Origin of the sequence: Aliihoeflea sp. 40Bstr573 (assembly GCF_024105655.1) — a bacterium.
GTDB lineage: Bacteria > Pseudomonadota > Alphaproteobacteria > Rhizobiales > Rhizobiaceae > Aliihoeflea.
Genome location: NZ_JAAAMH010000019.1, coordinates 1 through 20,919, shown reverse-complemented (window position 1 = coordinate 20,919; position 20,919 = coordinate 1). Strand labels below are relative to the sequence as shown.

General features: G+C 62.0%; 13 protein-coding genes. 9 read left to right on the top strand and 4 right to left on the bottom strand.

Translation table 11 applies throughout. The features are described from left to right. Positions 1-100 precede the first annotated feature (100 nt). From GTK01_RS17355 to GTK01_RS17345, 3 genes are all read right to left on the bottom strand, one after another. Positions 101-4,648 carry a hypothetical protein gene (locus GTK01_RS17355; protein WP_252928349.1) on the bottom strand — a complete coding sequence of 1,516 codons (4,548 nt, stop codon included), beginning with the start codon at positions 4,646-4,648 and terminating at the stop codon, positions 101-103. A 44-nt stretch (positions 4,649-4,692) separates the two neighbouring features. Then, positions 4,693-6,450 (bottom strand): hypothetical protein, encoded by a 1,758-nt coding sequence (locus GTK01_RS17350; protein WP_252928347.1) that lies wholly within the window; start codon positions 6,448-6,450, stop codon positions 4,693-4,695. Between the two features lie 398 nt (positions 6,451-6,848). Next, positions 6,849-7,154 (bottom strand): hypothetical protein, encoded by a 306-nt coding sequence (locus tag GTK01_RS17345; RefSeq protein WP_252928345.1) that lies wholly within the window; start codon positions 7,152-7,154, stop codon positions 6,849-6,851. Positions 7,155-7,661: 507 nt separating this feature from the next. Between GTK01_RS17345 and GTK01_RS17340 the strand changes: the two genes are divergently transcribed. From GTK01_RS17340 to GTK01_RS17300, 9 genes are all read left to right on the top strand, one after another. Continuing rightward, positions 7,662-8,330, top strand: a complete 669-nt coding sequence (locus GTK01_RS17340; protein ID WP_252928342.1) for a helix-turn-helix domain-containing protein — start codon at positions 7,662-7,664, stop codon at positions 8,328-8,330. Positions 8,331-8,419: 89 nt separating this feature from the next. Then, positions 8,420-9,562 carry an FAD-binding oxidoreductase gene (locus tag GTK01_RS17335; RefSeq protein ID WP_252928340.1) on the top strand — a complete coding sequence of 381 codons (1,143 nt, stop codon included), beginning with the start codon at positions 8,420-8,422 and terminating at the stop codon, positions 9,560-9,562. Between the two features lie 38 nt (positions 9,563-9,600). Continuing rightward, complete coding sequence (locus GTK01_RS17330; protein WP_252928337.1) at positions 9,601-10,770, top strand: ABC transporter substrate-binding protein; 1,170 nt, start codon at positions 9,601-9,603, stop codon at positions 10,768-10,770. Between the two features lie 23 nt (positions 10,771-10,793). Beyond that, positions 10,794-12,326, top strand: coding sequence for an ATP-binding cassette domain-containing protein (locus tag GTK01_RS17325; protein WP_252928335.1), 1,533 nt, complete (start codon positions 10,794-10,796; stop codon positions 12,324-12,326). Beyond that, positions 12,323-13,204, top strand: coding sequence for a branched-chain amino acid ABC transporter permease (locus tag GTK01_RS17320; protein WP_252928333.1), 882 nt, complete (start codon positions 12,323-12,325; stop codon positions 13,202-13,204). The genes GTK01_RS17325 and GTK01_RS17320 overlap by 4 nt, the downstream gene beginning before the upstream one ends. Next, positions 13,204-14,226, top strand: coding sequence for a branched-chain amino acid ABC transporter permease (locus GTK01_RS17315; protein WP_252928331.1), 1,023 nt, complete (start codon positions 13,204-13,206; stop codon positions 14,224-14,226). The genes GTK01_RS17320 and GTK01_RS17315 overlap by 1 nt, the downstream gene beginning before the upstream one ends. A 31-nt stretch (positions 14,227-14,257) precedes the next feature. Beyond that, positions 14,258-16,336 (top strand): hydantoinase/oxoprolinase family protein, encoded by a 2,079-nt coding sequence (locus GTK01_RS17310; protein WP_252928329.1) that lies wholly within the window; start codon positions 14,258-14,260, stop codon positions 16,334-16,336. Then, entirely contained in the window at positions 16,333-18,102 is a 1,770-nt protein-coding gene (locus tag GTK01_RS17305) for a hydantoinase B/oxoprolinase family protein (protein ID WP_252928327.1), read from the top strand. The genes GTK01_RS17310 and GTK01_RS17305 overlap by 4 nt, the downstream gene beginning before the upstream one ends. 9 nt (positions 18,103-18,111) lie before the next feature. Then, positions 18,112-19,029 carry an N-carbamoyl-D-amino-acid hydrolase gene (locus GTK01_RS17300; RefSeq protein WP_252928325.1) on the top strand — a complete coding sequence of 306 codons (918 nt, stop codon included), beginning with the start codon at positions 18,112-18,114 and terminating at the stop codon, positions 19,027-19,029. An 816-nt stretch (positions 19,030-19,845) separates the two neighbouring features. Here the strand turns inward: GTK01_RS17300 and GTK01_RS17295 are convergent. Continuing rightward, positions 19,846-20,634: a formate/nitrite transporter family protein gene (locus tag GTK01_RS17295; protein ID WP_371924386.1), complete on the bottom strand. Its 789-nt coding sequence runs from the start codon at positions 20,632-20,634 to the stop codon at positions 19,846-19,848. Positions 20,635-20,919: the final 285 nt, after the last annotated feature.

Here is a 20,919-nt window from a genome sequence, read left to right as displayed (position 1 = left end):
ATGACAGCGGGCCGAATGAATGAACAGCGCTTGAAGCGCATGGCGATTGCTCCCTAGCGGCGCACCTTGCCGCATCAATGACATGCCTCCGGTGATCCGTTCAGGCCCGGCGCATCTTCATTGAGTTCTCGGAGCGCGGGACCAGCTTGGCATTGTCTCCAAGGAAACGAAGCAAAGACCTGCCCGGCATGAAAAAGTACCCGCCGCCGCGAACCCGGGCAAAGGTCGACAGGCCGGTCAACACCACTGGTCCATTGGCGGTGGGAATGGTGAAACTGCCGACTTCGCCGGAATGGAGCAGCGGGTCAGGTTCGTTGCGTAGTCCGTGGAAGCTTGACGCGTTGATCCAAGTCTGTTGGACGAATTCGAACTGCCGCTCGATGCTGGCGTTCATCGCGATGAACAAGAGGCCTTCTGCAGGCCCGTCTGTCGCTTCCGGCCCTTCGCCGTCGCCAGCGGGAACTTGGGCGCGACCATCCCTCAGATCGACACCGCGATAGCTGCGCCCGCGGCGCAGGATGCGGTGTCTGTTGGTGATTTCCATCTCCACCTTTGTATTCGGACCGAAGGAATCGCGTGGGTTTGCCCGACGTATGTGCGAGCCGAAGGGGCACCGGATTCCTTGCGGGTCTTCCTGGCCATAGAGAAAGCCGTCCTCGTGCCGATCGTAAGAGCCTGCCCGTCCCGTCGCCGGGTAGCGAACCAACGGCGCCCCGTTGCGCCAGCGCCCCATGATCTTTGCCGCGAGTGCCGGAGCTGTGATGAGGTTGCCCAGAGCTTGCGCTTTCTCATCCAGCTGTCGATTAAAGCCCCTTTCATCGAGCTCGATCTGGCGGACAGCAATGTAGGTGCCGTTGCGCCCGAGATCGCGCAGCGCATCATTTCCTACGCCAAAGGCGGGATAGGTGTGCGGCATCCGCTCGGGCAATTCCGGCAGTTCGGCCGCAGGATCGCGAGCGGCCGCGATGCTCGGGCTGGGCGGGAAGACATCACGATTGTCGCGGTAGCCCAGGATGATTTCGCCAGGCTCGACACGGTCGTGCCAAGGAGCTGGAAGCGTGGATCGAAAAGTTCCCCTCAACACAGGCTGAGAGATACCGTCCTTGAAGCCGAGTGGATCACTGACATGTCCGTTCCCCCTGTCGCAGGTTGTGCCGTCAGGTTCGACCAGCCCGGTCATTACTTTGGCGACGCTGACGGCGCAGTCGCTCCATGCAGCACTTAACGCACGGATGAGCCCTTGGAGTTCGTCGGCATTCCTGGCCATAGGCAGAAGAAGCATGTCCGTGCGACCATCATCGGGGTCTCCTTCCCGTCGGTCGTACCAGTCCCAGCCATCGGGCGAATTCTTGCCTTCGTCGCCGAGCGCGCGCGCGCGCACGCCCATTCCCGAGATGAATGCAGCCGAAAAGCTGTCCAGTTCCAAATTACGTCTGGCCGCCTGCAATCCCAGGCGGGCCAGACCCTCATGGGAGAAAGCAACGAACAGCGCATCCTTCTCATACTGCACGTCGCCGAAACCCACCGCGGGGATATCGGTCTGGTGGGGCAAATTCTGCTCTTCCGCCCACCGTTGGGTCGCCGGCGCGACCTTTCCTGCCAGCATGCTGACAAACCTGCGGCGTTCTACCATCAAGCGTGCGTCGTTTTTGTCGCCGGTGAACTGCAGGGCTATGCATGCGGAATGCTTTAGACATTTCTGCGCGTTGAAGATGAGGGACTGGATTTCGTCCGTCTCCAACGAGGTTCCCGGCCGAGGCTTCGATCCAAAGAAGCTGATCCAGGCGCGCGCCTCGGACTGCGTCCGAGCCTTCGCCAACCCGTCGCGCACCAGAGCGTTGATGCGGATTTGCGTGTTGGACAGTTCGGGAAAGCGGCTGTACCAGAACGGCGTGACGATTTGCTTGCCGCGCACCCAACGCTTGAACTGGTCGGCGTTGCGAGCACCGTCCAGGACCATGAAGCGCGTCCTTATGAAGCCTTCACAATGGCTCCATACGGCATTTTGTCCTCGGTAAGCCTTGTTGGCGAAATCCTCCAAGTAGGCCTCCCAGCTCCCGTCAAAATTGGCCTGAAAGACCAGTTGGTCAGTACCTTTCACCCGAAACCATTTCGCGTGCCGGATCGTGCCGATATCGACGACGAACCCCGACCTAAACCAATGGCGAACCTGCCATCCGATCCCGAACAAGGCGAGCGCGAGCAAGCAGATGCGCAAGCGCCCGGGCTTGAGTGTGTTGACCGAGGTCATCTGGTTCTGAATCCAGCCAGGATTATCTTCATAGGCTTCGATCGTCGCGACCTCATCCGGCGGCGTGAGATTCAGATCTTCCGTATCGGTGCGCTCCCTATGCCGGAGCAGAGCCACCAGTGCGGCAACGGCAAGCACGACAACGACAACCATAGAAATGAGGAGCGCAGTGAACACCGCGAGGAAGGAAATCAGGTTTGACAGCGCGCTTGCTGGTTCGGCCGGTCGCCATCCAAGGTGGAACGCTGAGAATGCGGCAATGATGGCCAGCCACAAGGGCGCAGACATGATCAGTAGCTGCTTCGGCCGCTTGATATGGGTCAGGATGGCGGTGGCGAGCGACTTATCGGTGTGATCGGCTATCTTCGGAACGCGTCCCGGCGGGCGGTACAAGAGGGGCTCCAGTGAGCGCAGCGCTGCAAGATTCTGCTCGGCAGGTCCTTCCACTTCGGGGCTGCCACCTGTCTCCATGTCACCGGAGCGGAAAGGAGGGCGATCGCCGCACATGAGATCTCGCACTTTTTCGATCGTTACGTCGGCCATGTCACCAACTGTGAGGTTTCTCGCGGCCGCGTCGTGGACGATTGGCGCGACCGCCTCATACAGCTTCTGCTCTTCCGCGATCTGTCGGACTGAAAAATCGCCGAGGCCGTTGAAGTTGAGGCCAATGTTGTTCCACGGCTTGGCGTGCAGCCTGACCTGATGGCGCGCCAGAAAGGTCGGCAGTCCCACGCCAGACTTCTTCCCCGCGAGGGTCATGAGGTTCCCCAGGTCCGACGGTGCGTGTTTTTCGAGCGCCGCGTAGATCTGCTCAGGTGTTCCGTCGGCGTTTAGTTCGAAGAGCAGTGTTGGTCGCTTGTGTCCCTCGCTGGTCAGCCAGGCAATGCACATGGTGGCATTGTGGACAATGCCGGTGGCCTCAAGCGCATCGTGCATAGGCGTGCCTCGATGAGCCGGATTGCCGAAGCTTGTCTTGAGCAGCTCATCGATCCTCTTCGTGGCCGCGGGGTCAAGGGGAACAGCAATCGTCAACATTGACTGCTGTGGCGCTACGGGCGGGTCGAACGCCATGTGGAAATGCCACGGGAAGGGCCCGGCGCGCCGCATGAGAAGCGATCTGCGTGCCAGACCGGGCCGCGCGAAGAGGGCAAGAAAAATCTCGGTAATGACATCCGTTGCCATGTCTCTGCCGAGACAGGAATGATGGTCGTGGCCGAACATGAAGTTTGGCTTGGCCGGGCACCCGGGCTTGAAGTCGTGGGGGTCCTTGCGCGCGGAGACATCCATCATGGCTGCGCCAGTGGCGAGCAGAACGAGTTCTCCTGCCTGAAAACGGCGAGCCCTCTGGCCAGAACCTGGGAACTGGAAGTCTTTGGTCACCACCCTGAAATGGCCGGGGGCGCCGGCGGGCCGGAACCGCGCCGCCTCCATCACGATATCGCGCACGGCTGCGCGATCGCCTGCCGCCGCGGCGTGGGCAAGCGCCCCGTACCTCTGGCGTCTGCCGACGAGCGCGGTGAGCAAATTGCCGGCGGCCAGGATTGTCGTTGGCACGAAGCCGCTCGACATGCCGGCCATGATAGCCCTGATCCTGTCATCAGTGAGATAGCTGGCCAACACGGTCCCATCATGCAGAGTATGACCCGGATCACGCAGACCGAAGAGATGCCCGATCAGTGTCGTATCGGAAGTCGCGTGCGCTGCCCTCAGCTCTGCGATCTTGGCCTCCATCGATGCTTCGATGCAGCTGTTGAGGTTCCGGGATGCTGCGGCCACCAACTCGAGTTCGTCTTCGGAAGAGCCTTGCGGTCTACCGAACAGTTGGTAGCTGACCGCCATGTTCCACTGCGCGAATGCCACAGGATCCTTGCACTTCAATCCGAAATGGCGAATGCAGGTCTTCGAGATGACCGGAACGAACAACTCGCTGACAACGTCGATCCGCCCGCCGCAATCATCCAGGATTGCGTTGGTCATCATGCGGATTCGGTCCAATGCCGCCTGATCGTGGGTTATCGGATCCTTCGCGGTAAAGCTCGCCATCACCTCTCGCTGCCGCCGATGCTCGTCGTCATCGAGGCCGAGGGCGAAAGTCACCGGTCCAGCCAAGGCTTGCATCTCCGGGCCGAAAGGAACCGAGAATATCTGTGCCTTGCTGAACGCCGCCGCGACCTCCTTCTTGCTGGCAAGAATCGTAAACGGGATCAGGGGAAACCGTCCAAGTCCGGTTCTTCGGGCGATCGCGGCGGCTAACCGCAGATAGGCCGCTATCAGCACCCCACCCATGGCGCCGAGCCGGCTGGCAACGATGCGTTCGAAATCGAACGTGGCGTCAGCCTGCAGTTCCTTGATCTGCCTTATTTCGTCTTTGACGCCCCCATCGTATTTCGAAGCCAATGACCCCTCCCGAGATGATGGCTGCCGACTGGCTGCCTCTGCAATCAAAGCGCGGCGTGTCTCTTAAGTTCTGCTACCCATTTCTGGTCCTTGAACGGTACCCATTCGAAATCTCGCTCGGTGAGTCTGATGCCGGAATCCGCGAAGACGCGGCGGGCCGCCTCCAGCGCGCCCCGATCGCCCGACCGCTCGATCGAGGCGAGCCTCACCACGTGCGCGTACCAGTAGTGCGGTCGATATGTGAGGGCACGCGCCGCGAAATTCATGGCTTCGATGTGCTGCCCGAGCATCAGATGCGCCATCGCAAGCTCGCCGAAGGAGACGAACAGGTGCGGATCACTCGGGCTGAGCCGTATCGACATCTCCAGATGCGGAATGGCCTTTTCGGGCTCGTCGACGAGATAATGGCAGGTGCCGATTTGCTGATAGGCCTTGACCAGGCTGGGATTGATCTCGATCGCCTGACTCAGGTTGCCGATGGCCTGCTCCTGGTTGCGCAACCATGACTGTGCGATCGCCATCAAGGTGTAGCCGCGTGCGTCACTCGTGTCAGCTTGATACGCGCGCTTCAAGTCCGGCATGATGGTTTTGACGTCTTCCTGACTGCCACGAAGGGTCCAGATATGCCACAAGTGCCAGAGTCCACTTTGGATCAACGCCTCGGGAGCTTCTGGGTTGGTCAACAAAGCAAGATCAAAGTAGTGCCGCGCGATCTCGGCATCTCTTCTGGTCAACTTGTTCAGGTGCCAGCGACCCCGCCAGACATGCTCGTCATACGGACTGCCTAGCCGTGCGCCTTCTATGGCGCGTCGCTGTTCACAAAAGTCGATATTCGTCTCTATGCGCCCGACAATGTCTGCCAGCACTTCTTCAAGCGCATCTGTATCGATGGCGACTGGGAGATCGAAGGTGCTGGACGATAGTACGACGCCGGCTTCAGCATTGTTGAGATCGACTCGCAATACGTAACGGTCGCCCTGCATCGAGACGCTTCCGTCGATGAGGTAACGGGCCCCCAGCCGCTGCGACATGGTAGCGTGACTGTTAGCGATGCCCGCGACGGTGAACGATGAACTGCGAGCGATGACCGGCAACCAACGCACGCGCGACAGGCGCTCAACGAGGTCTTCCGACAACCCATCCGTGAAGTACGCCAAGTCAGCGTTGCCAGTCTTGTTCTGGAACGGCAAGACTGCAACAGCCAGTCGCCGCAAAACCGGGTCACTGAGTCTCGCAATGATCGTGTCGAGAAAGTCGTCAGTCTGCGGCAGCGATACCGTTCGGGACGGCTCGAGCTCCGCAACCGAGTGGATGCCACTATGCAGGCGTAATTCGGCGCGGGCGCGCTGGGACTTGTCGCGCAAACGGTCGCGCCAGTACTCCCTCTGCTCGCGCAACCATTCTTCGAATTCGTCGTCTCTGATATCTATGCCCTCCAGGAATTCTGGAGGTTCGCCGGCAAATTGCTCCAATGCGTCGTCCAGGTTTACATCGATCAGGAGGCGCGTGGTATCCAAGCTGACAACGAAGGTGTCGGCCTCAAGAAGGTCCCGGTGATCTCCCAGCGATTGGCGTATCTCGTAGAGCGCATGTCGCAAGCTCGCGGCGCCTTGTGCTCCGTCGCGATCGCTCCAAAGCCGGTCCTGCAGCCATTTACGACTGCGCCGGGCCTGCGGGCCCGTCGCTAGCATGGCGAGAATGGCGCACGCCTTGCGGCCACGCGGCGCAATCTCCCGTCCTTCCGCGTCGAGCAGGGAGAATGGACCCAGAAGAGACATCTTGAGGGACTTGGTCGCCTCCACGACAGCACCTCCAGAAGCATCATTGTAAAGCGCCTGATAGAGAATAGCACCTTTTTGAACGAAAACTTCGGTCCGATGATTGTGACGACCGACTGACGCGCGAGATGAGCGGCTGCGAACGAGAGTCTTCGAGACTCGGAACTGGGCGAGCGGCAGAGTATTTATCAACAGCGGTTATGGTGACGTTTGCCGACAGGCGCATTGAAAAGGCGAATGGCAGTCCCGAAAAATGGCTGCCAGCAACCCATCCATTCCCCGTCGCCTATTGACGACACTGCGGAAATATCCAGCCGGCGCGATGCTCCAAAAAGAACGCCGCCCGCGGTGTCGACGGGCGACGCAAGTCACAGATCAGTGCTCCGGTCTTCGCCGAGTTTCACCTCCCCCTACCCGCGGGATCAACGCAAATCGTGCGCTCGTACGTTGGCTGAATAGTTTCCAAACACGGGCTCCTCGATGAACCGCGGCCGCGGGAACCGCAGCGGTTCGCGATCATAGGCGAACGTCGCCGTTTCGTTCTCGTCGATAGCCGGGTCCACCGGTGCAGCCTCGACCGGCTCCATTCCCAGGTCCCAGAGGCGCTCAGTGTTGGCCGAGTACTTGCCGGCGACATAAGGCGCTTCCTGGCTGACGGCCGATCCGCAAAGCGCGAAGCCGGCGAGCGAAGCCGCGACCAGCTTGATGGCGGTGTGGTGGTAGGTCATTTCAATCTCCCTGATTTGGTGGCCTGCTCGTGCAAGCCAGGAGAGATTGCCCTTTGGAGAGTGGTCTGAACGTGAAACAGCCGTCAAAGGAATGTCAAATGATACACGGAACGGCGAAAACCGCCCAGCAGTCAGGCTTGGCCGCCCGCTGGGCGGCATCGCAAGTTCGACAAGCGAACTCGCGCTTCCCCATCGCATCCGGGCGCTATGTGCGCTTGCTGACTCGCCAGTCCGTCTCTCAACATACCGACCTGAAACAGCCCGGTGCCGCTCCGGCACAGTCAGCGTGACGCGCACGCTGCAATGATCCTAAACGCTTGATCTCCGAGGCCCAAGGTGCGACTTCGTCTCGCGCCTCGATCTCATACGCGCGCCAAACCCGACTGGAACGTGTCGTTGGTTAGCGCCTTCGCGCCGGGCGGGTCCGGCTAAACAAGCTTGTGTCGAGGCATCTTGTTTCGCGTAGCCGACGCGCAGCATTGGACAATCCGACTGGGAAAGCAGACCATGCCGACAATTCCTGAGCCGATCTCCGGGGAGATCAAAGCCGTGTCATCACCACAATGGGAGAGAGCAGGTTTCGGGGAGCGTGTGCGCAGCATACGCAAGGCAGCCGGTTGGACGCTGGCCGAGCTGAGCGCCCGGAGCGGCCTCGCGCTGTCGACGATCTCCAAGGCCGAGCGTGGCCTGATCGCGCTCACCTATGACAGTATCCTCCGGCTCGCCTACGCCTTCGACATGGAGATGAGTGAACTGCTGAGCGATAAGCCGTCTCCGGGCCTATCGCAGTTCGTGACGGTCGAGAGAAAGGGACAGGCGCAAACGGTCGAGAACGACTATTACATCATGGACATGCTGTGCTCTGCGCGCACCCACAAGCGCATGATGCCGGTTTTTGCGACGATCAAGGCACACAGCGTCGAGGAATTCACCCGCTTCATCAACCATCCCGGCGAAGAGTTCGTCTACGTGCTCGACGGCCAGCTCACCTTCCAGATCGAGGGCGAGCCGCCTCGCGTGCTGGAGCCGGGCGATAGCCTGTATTTCGACAGCGGCCTCGGTCATGCATACCTGAGCACCGGCGCGGTGGAAGCCCGGCTCATCGTGGTCTGCTGGCATCCGCTGCCCGGGGAAGGCAATCATGTTGGCAGCGAGACAGACGGGCTGGTGATGTAGCGGCGAGGGCCTGGCTCGCTGGCAGTTCATTTTTTTCCTTTATGAAAATTCTGCTTGTCACATAGGAAAAACCCTGTTCAGATCGGTTCATGATCGAGCGGGTAGATTTCGTCGTCATTGGAGCCGGGATAGCGGGCGCTTCGCTCGCCTACGAACTGTCCAAGACCGCCTCGGTCGTGCTGGTCGAGCGCGAGCATCAGCCGGGTTACCATTCGACGGGGCGTTCGGCGGCGGTGTTTACCGAGATCTACGGCAATGCCGCAATCCGGGCACTAACGGTCGCCAGTGGGTCGTTCTTCGCCAATCCTCCCGCCGGCTTCAGCGAGCACCCTCTCTCGACGCCACGGCCGTTGATCATGGTGGCGTGCAGCGACCAGCGAGCGGAACTGCAAGCGCTTTATGATGAGGCTGTCCTGCTGGTGCCGACGCTGCGGATGCTGGATGCGGCCGAAGTGCTGCAACGCGCGCCGATGCTGAGGGCCGACTATGTCGATGGTGGCCTGCTCGAGGAAACGTCCAGCGATCTGGACGTCCACGCAATCCATTCGGGCTTCCTGCGTGGGGCGCGGTCGCGCAAGACCCGTGTCGTCCAGAACGCGGAAGTCGTGGGGTTGGCAAGGAGCCGCGGCGGGGACTGGACGGTGGAGACATCCGCCGGCTCGATTGGCGCCGGGGCCGTCGTCAACGCCGCCGGCGCATGGGCCGACGAGATCGCGGGCCTCGCGGGTGCGCGCCCTATCGGACTTTTGCCGAAGCGCCGCAGCGCCTTCATCTTCTCCTTCGACCCGCCGCAGCCGGTCGAGGCCTGGCCGACGGTCATCGACATTTCCGAGAAGTTCTACTTCAAGCCCGATGCCGGAAGGCTGCTGGGATCGCCTGCCGACGAGACCCCGTCCGCGCCCTGCGATGCACAGCCCGAAGAGATCGACATCGCGATCGCCATCGACCGGATAAGCCAGGCGGCCGATTTCACCGTGCGCTCTGTCGATCGCAAATGGGCCGGGCTACGCAGTTTCGTCTCCGACAAGACGCCTGTGGTTGGTTACGACGACGAGGTGGAAGGCTTCTTCTGGCTCGCCGCCCAGGGTGGCTACGGCATCCAGACCTCGCCGGCCCTGGCGCGCGCCGCCGCCGCGCTGATCACCGGTGCATCGATGCCCGAAAACATCGCCTCCCTGGGGGTTGGCAGCGCAACGCTTTCCCCGGTCAGGCTGCGCAGCGGACGTGCATGAAGAGTTTTTCGGCAAGCAAATAATAAAAGGGGTGAACAATGAAAATGAGATATCTGGCGAGTTCAATCCTGATGGCGGGCTTTGTGTCCGCTGCACAAGCTCAGGAAACCAAGCCCATCATTATCGGCGCAGCGATTGCCCAGACGGGGTTCATCGCAGCGTATGACGCCGATCCGGCCAAAGCTGCCGAAATGGCGGTGAACGAGATCAATGAAGGCGGCGGCGTTCTCGGCCGTCCCCTCAAGCTCATCTATGCCGACACCAAGAGCGAGATCCCGCAGGGCGCGGTCGCGGCGATGGAAGTGCTCGACCAGGGCGCCGACATCGTGATCGTAACCGGTGACTTCGACTTCGGCGGTACCGCCGCGCGCACCGCCAACAGTCAGGGCAAGGTTGCCATCGCGCCCTTCGCTGCAGATCCGAAGTTCGGCGTCGAGGGGATCGGACCCTACGCTTTCAGCTTTTCGACCGCCAGCGACACGGTCGGGACAGTATTGGCCGAGTTCGCGACCGCGAAGGGCTGGAAGACAGCCTACGCGCTGACGCAGACAACCATCCAGTACGATCTGTCGGTGAGCGCCGCGTTTCAGGCGAGGTTCAAGGAACAGAACGGCGACGCCGCGCTGGTCGGTGTCGACACATTCACGATGGATGACGCGTCGATCGCCACCCACATCACGCGCATCAAGGCGCTGGACCCGCAGCCGGACGTCCTGCTGCTCTCGACCCTCACGCCGGCTGGCCCAGGTGCTCTGAGGCAACTGCGCACTGCGGGTCTCACCATGCCCATCCTCTCGGGCGAGGACATGGATGGTGACTACTGGCTCGAGAGCGTGCCCGACCTTTCGAACTTCTACTTCGCGGCCATGGGCTCAATTTTCGGCGACGACCCGCGTCCTGACGTCAAGAAGTTCATCGATGACTTCACCGCCCTGCATGGCAATCATCCCTCGACCGCCCACACGCTGACCGGCTACTCGGTGATCCAGGGCATCAAGGTCGCGGCCGAGCGGGCAGGCTCGATCGAGTCCGACGCAATCAAGGCGGAGTTCGAGAAGTTCAAGGACGAACCGCTGCTGGTGGGTCCGACCAGCTTCGACGAGAACACCCACATCAACTTCGAGCGCCCCATGGTCATCATGCAGGTTCAGGACGGCAAGCACAGCGCCGTCGAGCTGCGGGCCCCAGAGAAGATTCCAGGCCGCTGAGAGCGACAGGAAAGGATCTGGCCATGGAACGGAATGCCGGCGACACACGCAACTCATTGACAGCGCGCGGCGTCGGCGTTCATTTCGAGGGCCTCCGCGCCCTCGAGGGGATTGATCTCGACCTGGCTCGAGGAGAGATTCTCGGGCTGATCGGTCCGAACGGTGCCGGCAAGACGACGCTGGTCAACGTCCTGAGCGGCTTTCAGGAGCCGAGCGTGGGCACCGTTGAGCTCGACGGCCAGCCGACGACCGGCTGGGCGCCGCACCAGTTCCCGCGCCGCGGTCTCGGGCGCACCTTTCAGGCCGCGCGGCTGTTCCCCGACATGACGGTCCTTGAAAACGTCGAAATGGCGGGCGTCGGGATCGGCCTGTCGCGTTCGCAGGCCCGCGATGGTGCAGCAGAAATCCTGGACTACCTTGGCATCGCCGCACGGCAACACGTCACGGCCAGCGCTCTTGCCTATGGCGAGCAGCGCCTTGTCGGCATCGGACGGGCGCTCGCGATAACGCCGCGCTACCTATTGCTCGACGAACCGGCAGCTGGCCTCAGCCCTCAGGAGGCAGCCGATCTCCTGACCCGGATCACTGCCATCCGCGACCGCTATGACTGCGGGATTCTGGTCATCGAGCACAACATGCAGCTCATCATGAAGCTCTGCGACCGTGTCCAGGTTTTGGCGCGCGGCAAGACCATTTCGAAGGGAAGTCCGACACAGGTCCAGACCGACCAGACGGTGCGAGAAGCCTATCTTGGCGCCACCCACCAGACGGGCACGCGCGTTCGCGAGCGCGTGCAAGCGACGGTCATCCAGGATACCGCGCCGCTGCTGAAAATCGAGGACCTGGTCGTCGACTACGGCTCCGTCCGTGCCCTTTCGAACGTTTCGATAGCAGTCGGCGACGGTGAATTCGTTGCCGTCATCGGCCCAAATGGCGCCGGCAAGTCGACGCTCCTGTCGGCCATCGCAGGTCTGACCCGCGCCGGCTCCGGCACGATCTCCTATAACGGTGGTCCGCTTGCAAGCGAGCGGACGGCGGCGCGCGTCGAAATGGGCATTGCGCTGGTGCCGGAAGGTCGGCGAATCCTTTCGAACCTGACGGTCGAGGAGAACCTGCGCATCGGCCAGACCACGCGCCGCTCGGAACTGGACGCTGCAAGGCGCTTCGAAGACGTGCTCGAGCGCTTCCCCGTCCTCCGGTCTCGGCTCAAGGGCTATGCCGGCAAGTTGTCGGGCGGCGAGCAGCAGCAACTGGCCATCGCCCGCGCCCTTCTGGCGGAGCCGAAGCTGCTTCTCCTCGACGAGCCGTCGCTTGGCCTTGCGCCGCTAATGATCGATAGCGTCTATGAGACCCTGTCCGCGCTGAGCGAGGGCGGTCTTACGATCCTGCTGATGGAACAGAATGCCAATCGGGCGCTGATGGCCGCCGACCGTGCCTATGTGCTTCGTCACGGCACGGTGGAACTCGATGGTCAGGCCGACGCTCTGCGGGTCGACCCGGCGTTCGACCGTGCCTATTTCGGCTTCGACACACGCGAGGGGGTCGTCACCAATTGATCGCCCTCCAATACATCCTCGACGCGATCAACATCGGCGGACTCTACGCCATGATGGCGCTGGGTATCGGCCTCATCTTCGGCATCATGCGGCTGATCAACTTCGCCCATGGTGAAGTGGTGATGGCCGGCGGCTACGCCATCGGTTTGCTGGCGACGCTCCCGGGGCCGCTGGTGATCGTGCTGTCGCTGGCCTTCATCATCGCGCTGGCGCTGCTGATCGAGCAGACCGCTTTCCGCCCCTTGCGCGGTCAGGATCCTGCGAGCCTCCTGGTTGCGTCCTTCGCCGTTTCCTACTTCCTGCAGAACCTGACGGTGATGATCTTCGGTGCGCGCCCGCTGCCATTCACCTTCGCGCCTGTACTTGCCGAAACCATCGAGGTTGCAGGGCTGCGCCTGCCGCTGCTCCAATTCGTCTCGCTCGGGCTGATGATCATCGCGCTGGCCGGTGTCGCCGCGCTGCTGAAGCGCACGGCTCTCGGAATCCAGCTGCGCGCAGCCGCCGAGGACGTGGTCACGGCACGGCTGTCCGGCGTCAAGGTCAATCGGGTCATCGCATTCGCATTCGTCATGAGCGCCGTGCTGGCCTGGATCGTCTCACTGATCTATTCGGCGCAGATCGGACAGCTCAGTCCGGCCATGGGCGTCCGTCCCCTGATCATCGGCTTCGTTGCGACGATTCTGGGAGGACTGGGCAGCCTGCCCGGCGCCGCTCTCGGAGGCTTCGTCGTCGGTGCCATTTCGGTGCTGCTCGACGCAGTCCTGCCTGCCGACTTGCGGCCGTTCCGCGAAGCCTTCCTGTTCGGATTGGTATTCGTCATCCTGGTGGTGCGGCCCGACGGCCTGCTGCGCGTGCGCGCCATGCAGGAGAGGGTCTGATGGCCAGATACCTGTCACCCAAGGCCGCTTCTCTGGTGCTTGCGGTCCTGCTCATCGTCGCCGTCGCCGTGGTAACGCTCGTGTGTTCGCAACTGTCGGGCGGCAGCCAGCGGGTCGCGACCGACGCGATGATCAAGCTGACCATCGTCGTCGGCATGTACATGTTCGCCGGAAACTCCGGCGTCCTGTCTTTCGGCCACATCAGCTTTCTCGGGCTAGGCGCCTATTCGGCCGCCTGGCTGACAATCTCGCCTTCGATCAAGGCATCGCTGATGCCGGGCTTGCCCGCATGGCTGATCGCGCTGGAGCTCCATCCCGCAGCGGGGACCGTCGCAGGGGGCCTCCTCGCCTCCGCGGTCGCCCTTCTGTTCGGTCTTCCGCTCACGCGACTTGCCGGAATCGCGGCGTCGATCGGCACGTTCGCACTGCTGGTCATCTTTTACGCGACTTTTTCCAACTGGACACCGGTGACCGGCGGACAGGGCTCTCTCTACGGGTTGCCGACGTTCACCAACCTGCCGATCGCGGCAGGCGTCGCGTCCCTGACGATCCTGGCGGCGGCACTCTATCAGGCAAGCGCGGCGGGCTTCAGGCTGCGCGGCTCCCGGGAGGATCCGATCGCAGCCAGGGCTGTCGGCATCGACATCCGCCGCGAGCGGCTGATCGCTTTCGTCATCAGCGCGTTCTTCGTGGGCATGGCGGGCGCACTCTATGCCCATTTCCTCACCGTCGTCGTTGCAGGCGAGTTCTACCTCAAGCTGACCTTCATCACGGTGGCGATGCTGGTCATTGGCGGCATGCGTTCGCTCACAGGCGCCGTGGTCGGAACTGCCTTCGTGACGCTGTTTTCCGAATTGCTGCGCCAGACGGAGCGCGGTTTCGATCTCGGCTTCGTCGTCGTCGGTGGGCGGCTCGGCCTGCAGGAGGTGGGACTGTCCGCCGCGATGCTGCTCGCGCTGATCTTCAGACCCCGAGGGATCACGGGCGGTCGTGAGCTCGGCGGACTGGGAACGTCGCGATGAACATACAATCAAGAATTGGCCGGAGAAAACTATGAAACTTTTTGGTGTCGACGTCGGCGGCACGTTCACGGACGTCATGTACTCGGACAGCGTCGCCGGGACGGTAATCATCCACAAAGTGCCAACCACCGGCGACGACCCTTCGCGCGGCGTCATGACAGGCATAATCGAACTCTGCGAGCGCAACGGCATCGACCCAGCGCAGATCGACTATGTGTTCCACGGCACTACGATCGCAACCAACGCCATCCTGGAGTATCGCGGCGCCGAAGCCGGGATGATCACCACAAAGGGATTTCGCGACATCATCCACATCGGCCGCCACCAACGGCCGCAGCATTACTCCATCATGCAGGAAATCCCCTGGCAGAACCGGCCGCTCGTCAAGCGCCGCTTCCGAAAGGTGGTGACAGAGCGGCTGGCGCCACCCAATGGCGACGTGCTGGTTGCGCTGGACGAGGACGAGGTACGCGTCGCCGCACGCGAACTGAAGGCCAGCGGCGTGCAGTCGATCGCCATCTGCTTCCTCTTCTCCTATCTCAATCCGGACCATGAGGCACGCGCGCGCGCAATCGTGCTGGAGGAGTATCCCGAAGCCTTCGTGACGACCTCCAGTTCGGTGGTCTCGCAGTTCCGCGAGTTCGAGCGGTTCACGACCGCGGCCATGAATGCCTATATCGGCCCGCCCGTTCGGAACTACATCCGCCAGCTCGACAACGCATTGCGTGGTGCGGGCATGAAGGCGGAACTGCGCATCATGCGGTCGAACGGCGGTGTGGCAACGCCTGCGACGATCTCGGAATTTCCCGTTCTGACCCTGCTGTCCGGCCCCGCGGCGGGTGTGCTGGGAGGCGCTCTTTGCGGCCAGCTGTCGGACCGGCGCAACCTGATCACCTTCGACGTCGGTGGCACCAGCGCCGACATTGGTGTCACCAACGAAGGCCGGTTCAGTGAAGCGTCCGCGCGCGACACCACCATCGCCGGCTATCCGGTGCTGGTGCCGATGATCGACATCCACACGATCGGCGCGGGCGGCGGCAGCGTTGCCTTCGTGGACGCGGGAGGCGCATTCCATGTCGGTCCGCGCAGCGCCGGGTCGGTGCCTGGCCCGGCCGCCTATTCGCGTGGTGGACAGGAACCGACCGTCACCGACGCCAACGTCGTGCTCGGACGCCTGGACAAGGACAATTTCCTCGGCGGCGAGATGAGCCTCGACGGGGCCGGCGCGCAGAAGGTCGTGGGCGAGATCGCCGAGACGCTTGGACTTGACATCGACGAGGCCGCGGTCGGCATCATAACGATCCTGAACAGCAACATGGCCAATGCCATTCGTTCGCGCACCGTGCAGAAGGGCATCGACCCGCGCGACTTCTCGCTCATGGCGTTCGGAGGCGCCGGTCCGCTTCACGGCGCGGAGGTGGCGGATATGCTTGGCATCCCGGAGGTGATCGTCCCGGCCTATCCGGGCATCACATCCGCGCTCGGGCTGCTTGCCAGCGAACTCAAGTATGATTCGATCCGCACGCAGTTCCAGGTGTCGGACGCCCTCAATCTCGAACGTCTGAACGCGGACTTCCTCCAGATGGAAGAGGACATCAACCGACAGTTCGAGGCAGACAGCGTCGCCGCGGCCGATGTCACGGTCATGCGCTTCGCCGATGCACGATATATCGGTCAGGGCTATGAACTGCGCGTCGATATTGCAGGCGGCTCAATCGACGCGGACAGCATGGAGCGGACCTTCGAGCAGTTCCACCGCGCCCACGAGGCCGAGTATGGCCACGCCTTCCCGCAGAGCCCGATCGAAATCGTGAACGTGCGCGTGACCGGCACGGCTCCCAGTCCCCAGCTCGAATGGCCGAAGACCAAGGGCGAGGGCAGCCGGGACAAGGCGCTGGTCAAGACCGCCAAGACGAAGTTCCGGGTCGACGGAACGCTGCAGAGCTTCGACACGGCGTTCTACCGCCGAGCCGACCTGCCGGTCGACTCCTCGATCGCCGGTCCAGCGATCATTCTGCAATTGGACACCACCACCGTGGTGCCGCCGAACTGGTCGTTCACGGCCGATCCGCACGGGAACCTGATCCTCACCGCTGGAGTCGCATCATGAGCAAACACGGGACGCAGGGCCGCATCGACCCGATCACCGCAAAGGTCATCCAGGGCGCGCTTGAGAACATTGCCATCGAGATGGGCTACAAGCTGATGCGCATGAGCCACTCCTCGATCATCCGCGAATCCGAAGATTTCGGTGCCGCACTGATCGATGCGGACTGCCGACAGCTGGCTGAAGCCAAGCAGAGCACGCCGCTCCAGTCGGGGCCGATCCCCGGCTATATCCGCGGCATGCTCCGCATGCTCGAAGAGCGCGGCGAAACGATCAAGCCGGGCGACGTCATCATGCATAACGATCCCTATGGCGGCGCAACGCACGGGCCGGACGTCGCTTTCATCGTGCCGGTCTTCCACGAGGGAATGCTCGCCGGCTATGCGGTGACGACGGCGCACCACCTCGACATCGGTGCCCATACGCCGGGCAGCGGCGGCATCGTCGATGCGATCGACTGCTACGCAGAGGGCCTGCGCTTCCAGGCGATCAAGGTCTATGAGGAAGGGCGGCGCAACCAGCAGGTCTGGCACATGCTTCGCACCAACATCCGGCTGCCGGATCTCGTGCTGGGCGACATGGAGGCGCAGATCGCCGCGTCCCGCATTGGCGCGCAGCGCCACCTGGAGCTGATCGAGCGCTACGGGCTGGAGACGGTAACTGCCGCGACGGAGGACATGTTCGACGCCTCCGAGCGCCTGCTGCGCAGCGCGATCGCCAAGTTGCCGGACGGCGAATACTCCGCCACTACCTATATTGACGGCTTCCTGGACGACCCGGATCCGGCACGCCGCGACCTGCCGATCAAGGTCACGATCCGGATTTCCGGGGACGAGATGCATGTCGACCTCACGGGCACGGCGCCGCAGGTCTCCGACCGTCCGATCAACATGCCGTTCAAGGGGACGGTCGACTGCGCCATCTGGCTGTCCGTGCGATCGGTCCTGCTCGACTCGGCGGTGCATGGAGAAATCCAGCAGAACGAGGGCCTGACGCGGCCGATCCGCATATTCGCTCCCGAAGGCACCCTGGCCAACCCGATCTTCCCGGCACCGGTGATCGCCCGCTTCTGTCCGGGCATCGAACTTTCCAACGCCGTCGTGCAGGCGCTGAGCCAGGTTGTGCCACGGCAGGTCTGCGGCAGTTGCGGCAATGGTGGCGGGCTTCTGCTGGCTGGCCAGCAGGGCGAAAACTTCTGGCTCCAGGTAGAGTTGTTCTCCGGCAGCTATGGCGGCCGCTGGCAGATGGACGGCATGGATTCGGTCGACGTCCTCTACGCCAACACCCGCAACAATCCGATCGAGGACATCGAATCGCATGTGCCGCTCAGGATCGAGCGCTATGAACTTCGCGAGGACGTTGCGGCGGCGGGACGCTGGCGTGGGGGCATCGGGTCCATCCGTCATCTGCGGTTCCTGTCGCCGGGCAGCGCCTCGGTCGAGAGCGAAGGCCACAAATATGCGCCGAAGGGTCTGTTCGGCGGTGCCGACGGCACGCCTTCGCAGTTGATCCGCGTCAAGGCCGACGGCAGCGAGATCCAGCTTCCGTCGAAGGTGCCGCACCACCCGTTCGGCGAAGGCGAATCCATCATCGCCATCCGTGCCTGTGCGGGCGGCTACGGCAATCCCCACGAGCGCGATCCGCAGGCCGTGCTCGCCGACGTCCTGGACGAATACATCACCGCCGAACAGGCCTTTTCGCAGTACGGCGTCAAGGTCGCCGACGGCAAGGTCGACCTCGCCGCCACCAGCGCCGCGCGCGCAGCCTAGGAGAACCAAATGGCACGCTTCATCAACATCGCCGGTGCACAGCTCGGCGGCATCGCCCGCGACGAAAGCCGCCGGCACGTCGTGGAACGCATGATCGCGCTGCTTAACGATGCCCACAAGCGCGGGGCGGAAGTCGTGGTCTTCCCGGAGCTTGCGCTGACCAGCTTCTTCCCCCGCTGGTGGATGACCGACCAGGCAGAAATCGACGCCTTCTTCGAGACGGAGATGCCGAACCCGGCCACGCAGCCACTCTTCGACGCGGCCAAACGGCTCGGCATCGGATTTTACCTCGGCTATGCCGAGTTGGCGCAGGAAGCCGGCGGGACGAAGCACTACAACACCGCGATCCTGGTCGACAAAACCGGCGCCATCGTCGGCAAATACCGCAAGGTGCATTTGCCCGGCCACGCCGACCACCGTCCGCACATGCCTTATCAGCATCTCGAGAAGCACTATTTCGATGTTGGCGACATCGGTTTCGGAAGCTGGGATTTCGCGGGCGGCAAGTTCGGCATGGCGATCTGCAACGACCGCCGCTGGCCGGAAACCTACCGCGTCATGGCCTTGCAGGGCGCCGAAGTGGTGGTGCTAGGCTATAACACGCCGACCCACATTCCATGGGAGCCGGTCTACGATCACCTGAGCGCGTTCCATAACCACCTCGTCATGCAGGCGTCGGCCTACCAAAACTCCATGTATGTCGTGGGCGTGGCCAAGGCCGGCAAGGAAGAGGGTTCAAACCTCCTTGCTGGCAGCTGCATCGTCGCCCCGTCCGGTGAGATCATCGCCATGGCGTCGACGGCCGGGGACGAGGTGTTCGTGGCGAAATGCGATCTCGACATCTGCCTCTACAATCGCAAGGCAATGTTCAACTTCGCAGAGCACCGGCAAGTTCATCACTACAAGAAGATCACCGATAGAATGTAGCTGGTGACCGGACCTCGCTGGCGCATTCGACAAAGTTCCTAGCGACCACGACCTTGTGCTGAGAAAAGGTGGCAAACCAGGCTTGGCCTCATCGGCTAAGCCTGGTTTGCCCGGCATCCAGTTTGGTCTGGCCGAGTTCTGCTTCCTCCAGCCAACGGAAATATCCCACCGCGAAGGTTGAACCGTCGCGCTGTTCCCCTTTCAAGGTCGTCGCGACCGATATGGATCGGTCTCGTCAAATACCTACCGGCGGCCGCGGCGGCTCTTGCAACTCCCGATGCCTCCGGAATTGCCGCTGACACCCGCGCATTTGCCGTTGCAATCTGGATGTCGCGCCGATCGGTTAGGCCATTCAGGAACGGCTGATCGCGGCCAAAGAAAATCCCGCCGACCGGGAGCGCATCATTCATGAAGTTTCGACCGAGATGACGAGCGCCATCGAGGATAATCCAGGCGTCTCGCTCCAGGAATACTCGACACTTGCACAAGCGCCTCACATGCTGCCAAGCTAGACGCGACCGCTCCGCGGTCGAGCGGCCGCCGATTGGTGAGTTAGAAAATCAGCATCAAAATGCCGATGATGACGAGCAGCCCCACGAGAAATATGAAGCCTATTCCCCCGCCGATGAACTTGAGCATGGTGTCTCTCCGTTGAGCTACTTTGATCGAACGCACCACCTATGAGTTGGTTTCGAAATTCCATCAGTTAGCGTCTTCCTTGTGTCAACGAGGACGAGGCTGAACCTTAATCCCGAGGTCTGCTTTCCTGTTCAAGCTCGGGGGCCACCTGACCGAAATTCAAGCAGGCGACCAAGGTTACCCCGCCCAAAGTGTTGCCGAGCAGCGTGGGGACAAAGAGCGGAAGGCGTAATCAGCCAGCGATGCTTCGCCCAGATGAACGAGAAACGACGCTTCCACCGATCCAGCAATGATATGCGCCAAGTGAGCGAGCGCTACGACATAGGTCACCAAGGGCTTGGCATCACCCGCTGCCGGCATGAGCCAGACCATCAAGGCGACGAGCCAGCCCGCGAACACGGCCTTGAGAAAAGTTGGCCAGAAGTCGTACTGGATGGCAGTTTGCGAAAATGCCGCGATCGCAGCTCGTATCTGGGGGTCGAATACAGGCGTGTGAGCCAATACTGCTGAAAAAACCCAGGTCGCCGCGATGTTGGAGACAAGTACGATGGACCAAAGACGAAGCACTTGGCCCAGGTGATGGCGATCACGAAACTTGAGAAGTGGCAGAACAGGTGTGAGCGTGTTTTCGGTGAATAGCTGCTGTCGGCCCAGGACCACGATCAAGAATCCCACGGTGTAGCCGAGCGATGTCAACAGATGCTCCCAAGAGGTATCCGGGAGTGCCACCATCAAAATCGCCGGCACGACAACTGAAAAACCAATCGATAGCCCAGCCGAGAATCCGGACAGCATCAGCGCCACACCGCTGCGGTTGAGCTCCCTCTCTCCCTCCGCCCGAATGGTCTCGTGGATCAGTGCCGCGCTGGGGCGACTTTGCTGATCTACGGCCTTCTTTTCGCGTTCGTTGAGATTGGACAGTTCGGAGGCAGGAGTGAGGCGGTTCTGATCGGTATCGTCTTGCACGGAATTGGCCTTTGCTCTGGAGCGCTGCACTGGCGCTGCTCAGCGAGACCTTTTTAGGCCGATCAGCACTAGAGCCTACCGAACCAAGGAAGCTCGATATCACGGCTGCCGGCATGTGAAGTGTTCTAGTCCAAGATGCAGGAATAACTGCAATCAGATGGACACTTCGAACTACCGGCATTTAGTAGACCGTAGGGCCGCGATTTGAGTTCTGCACGGCCTGACATGTGGCTGCGGCTTCGGCATCGGTCATCTGGGTTGGTGCGGGGCACCGATTTTCGGCGT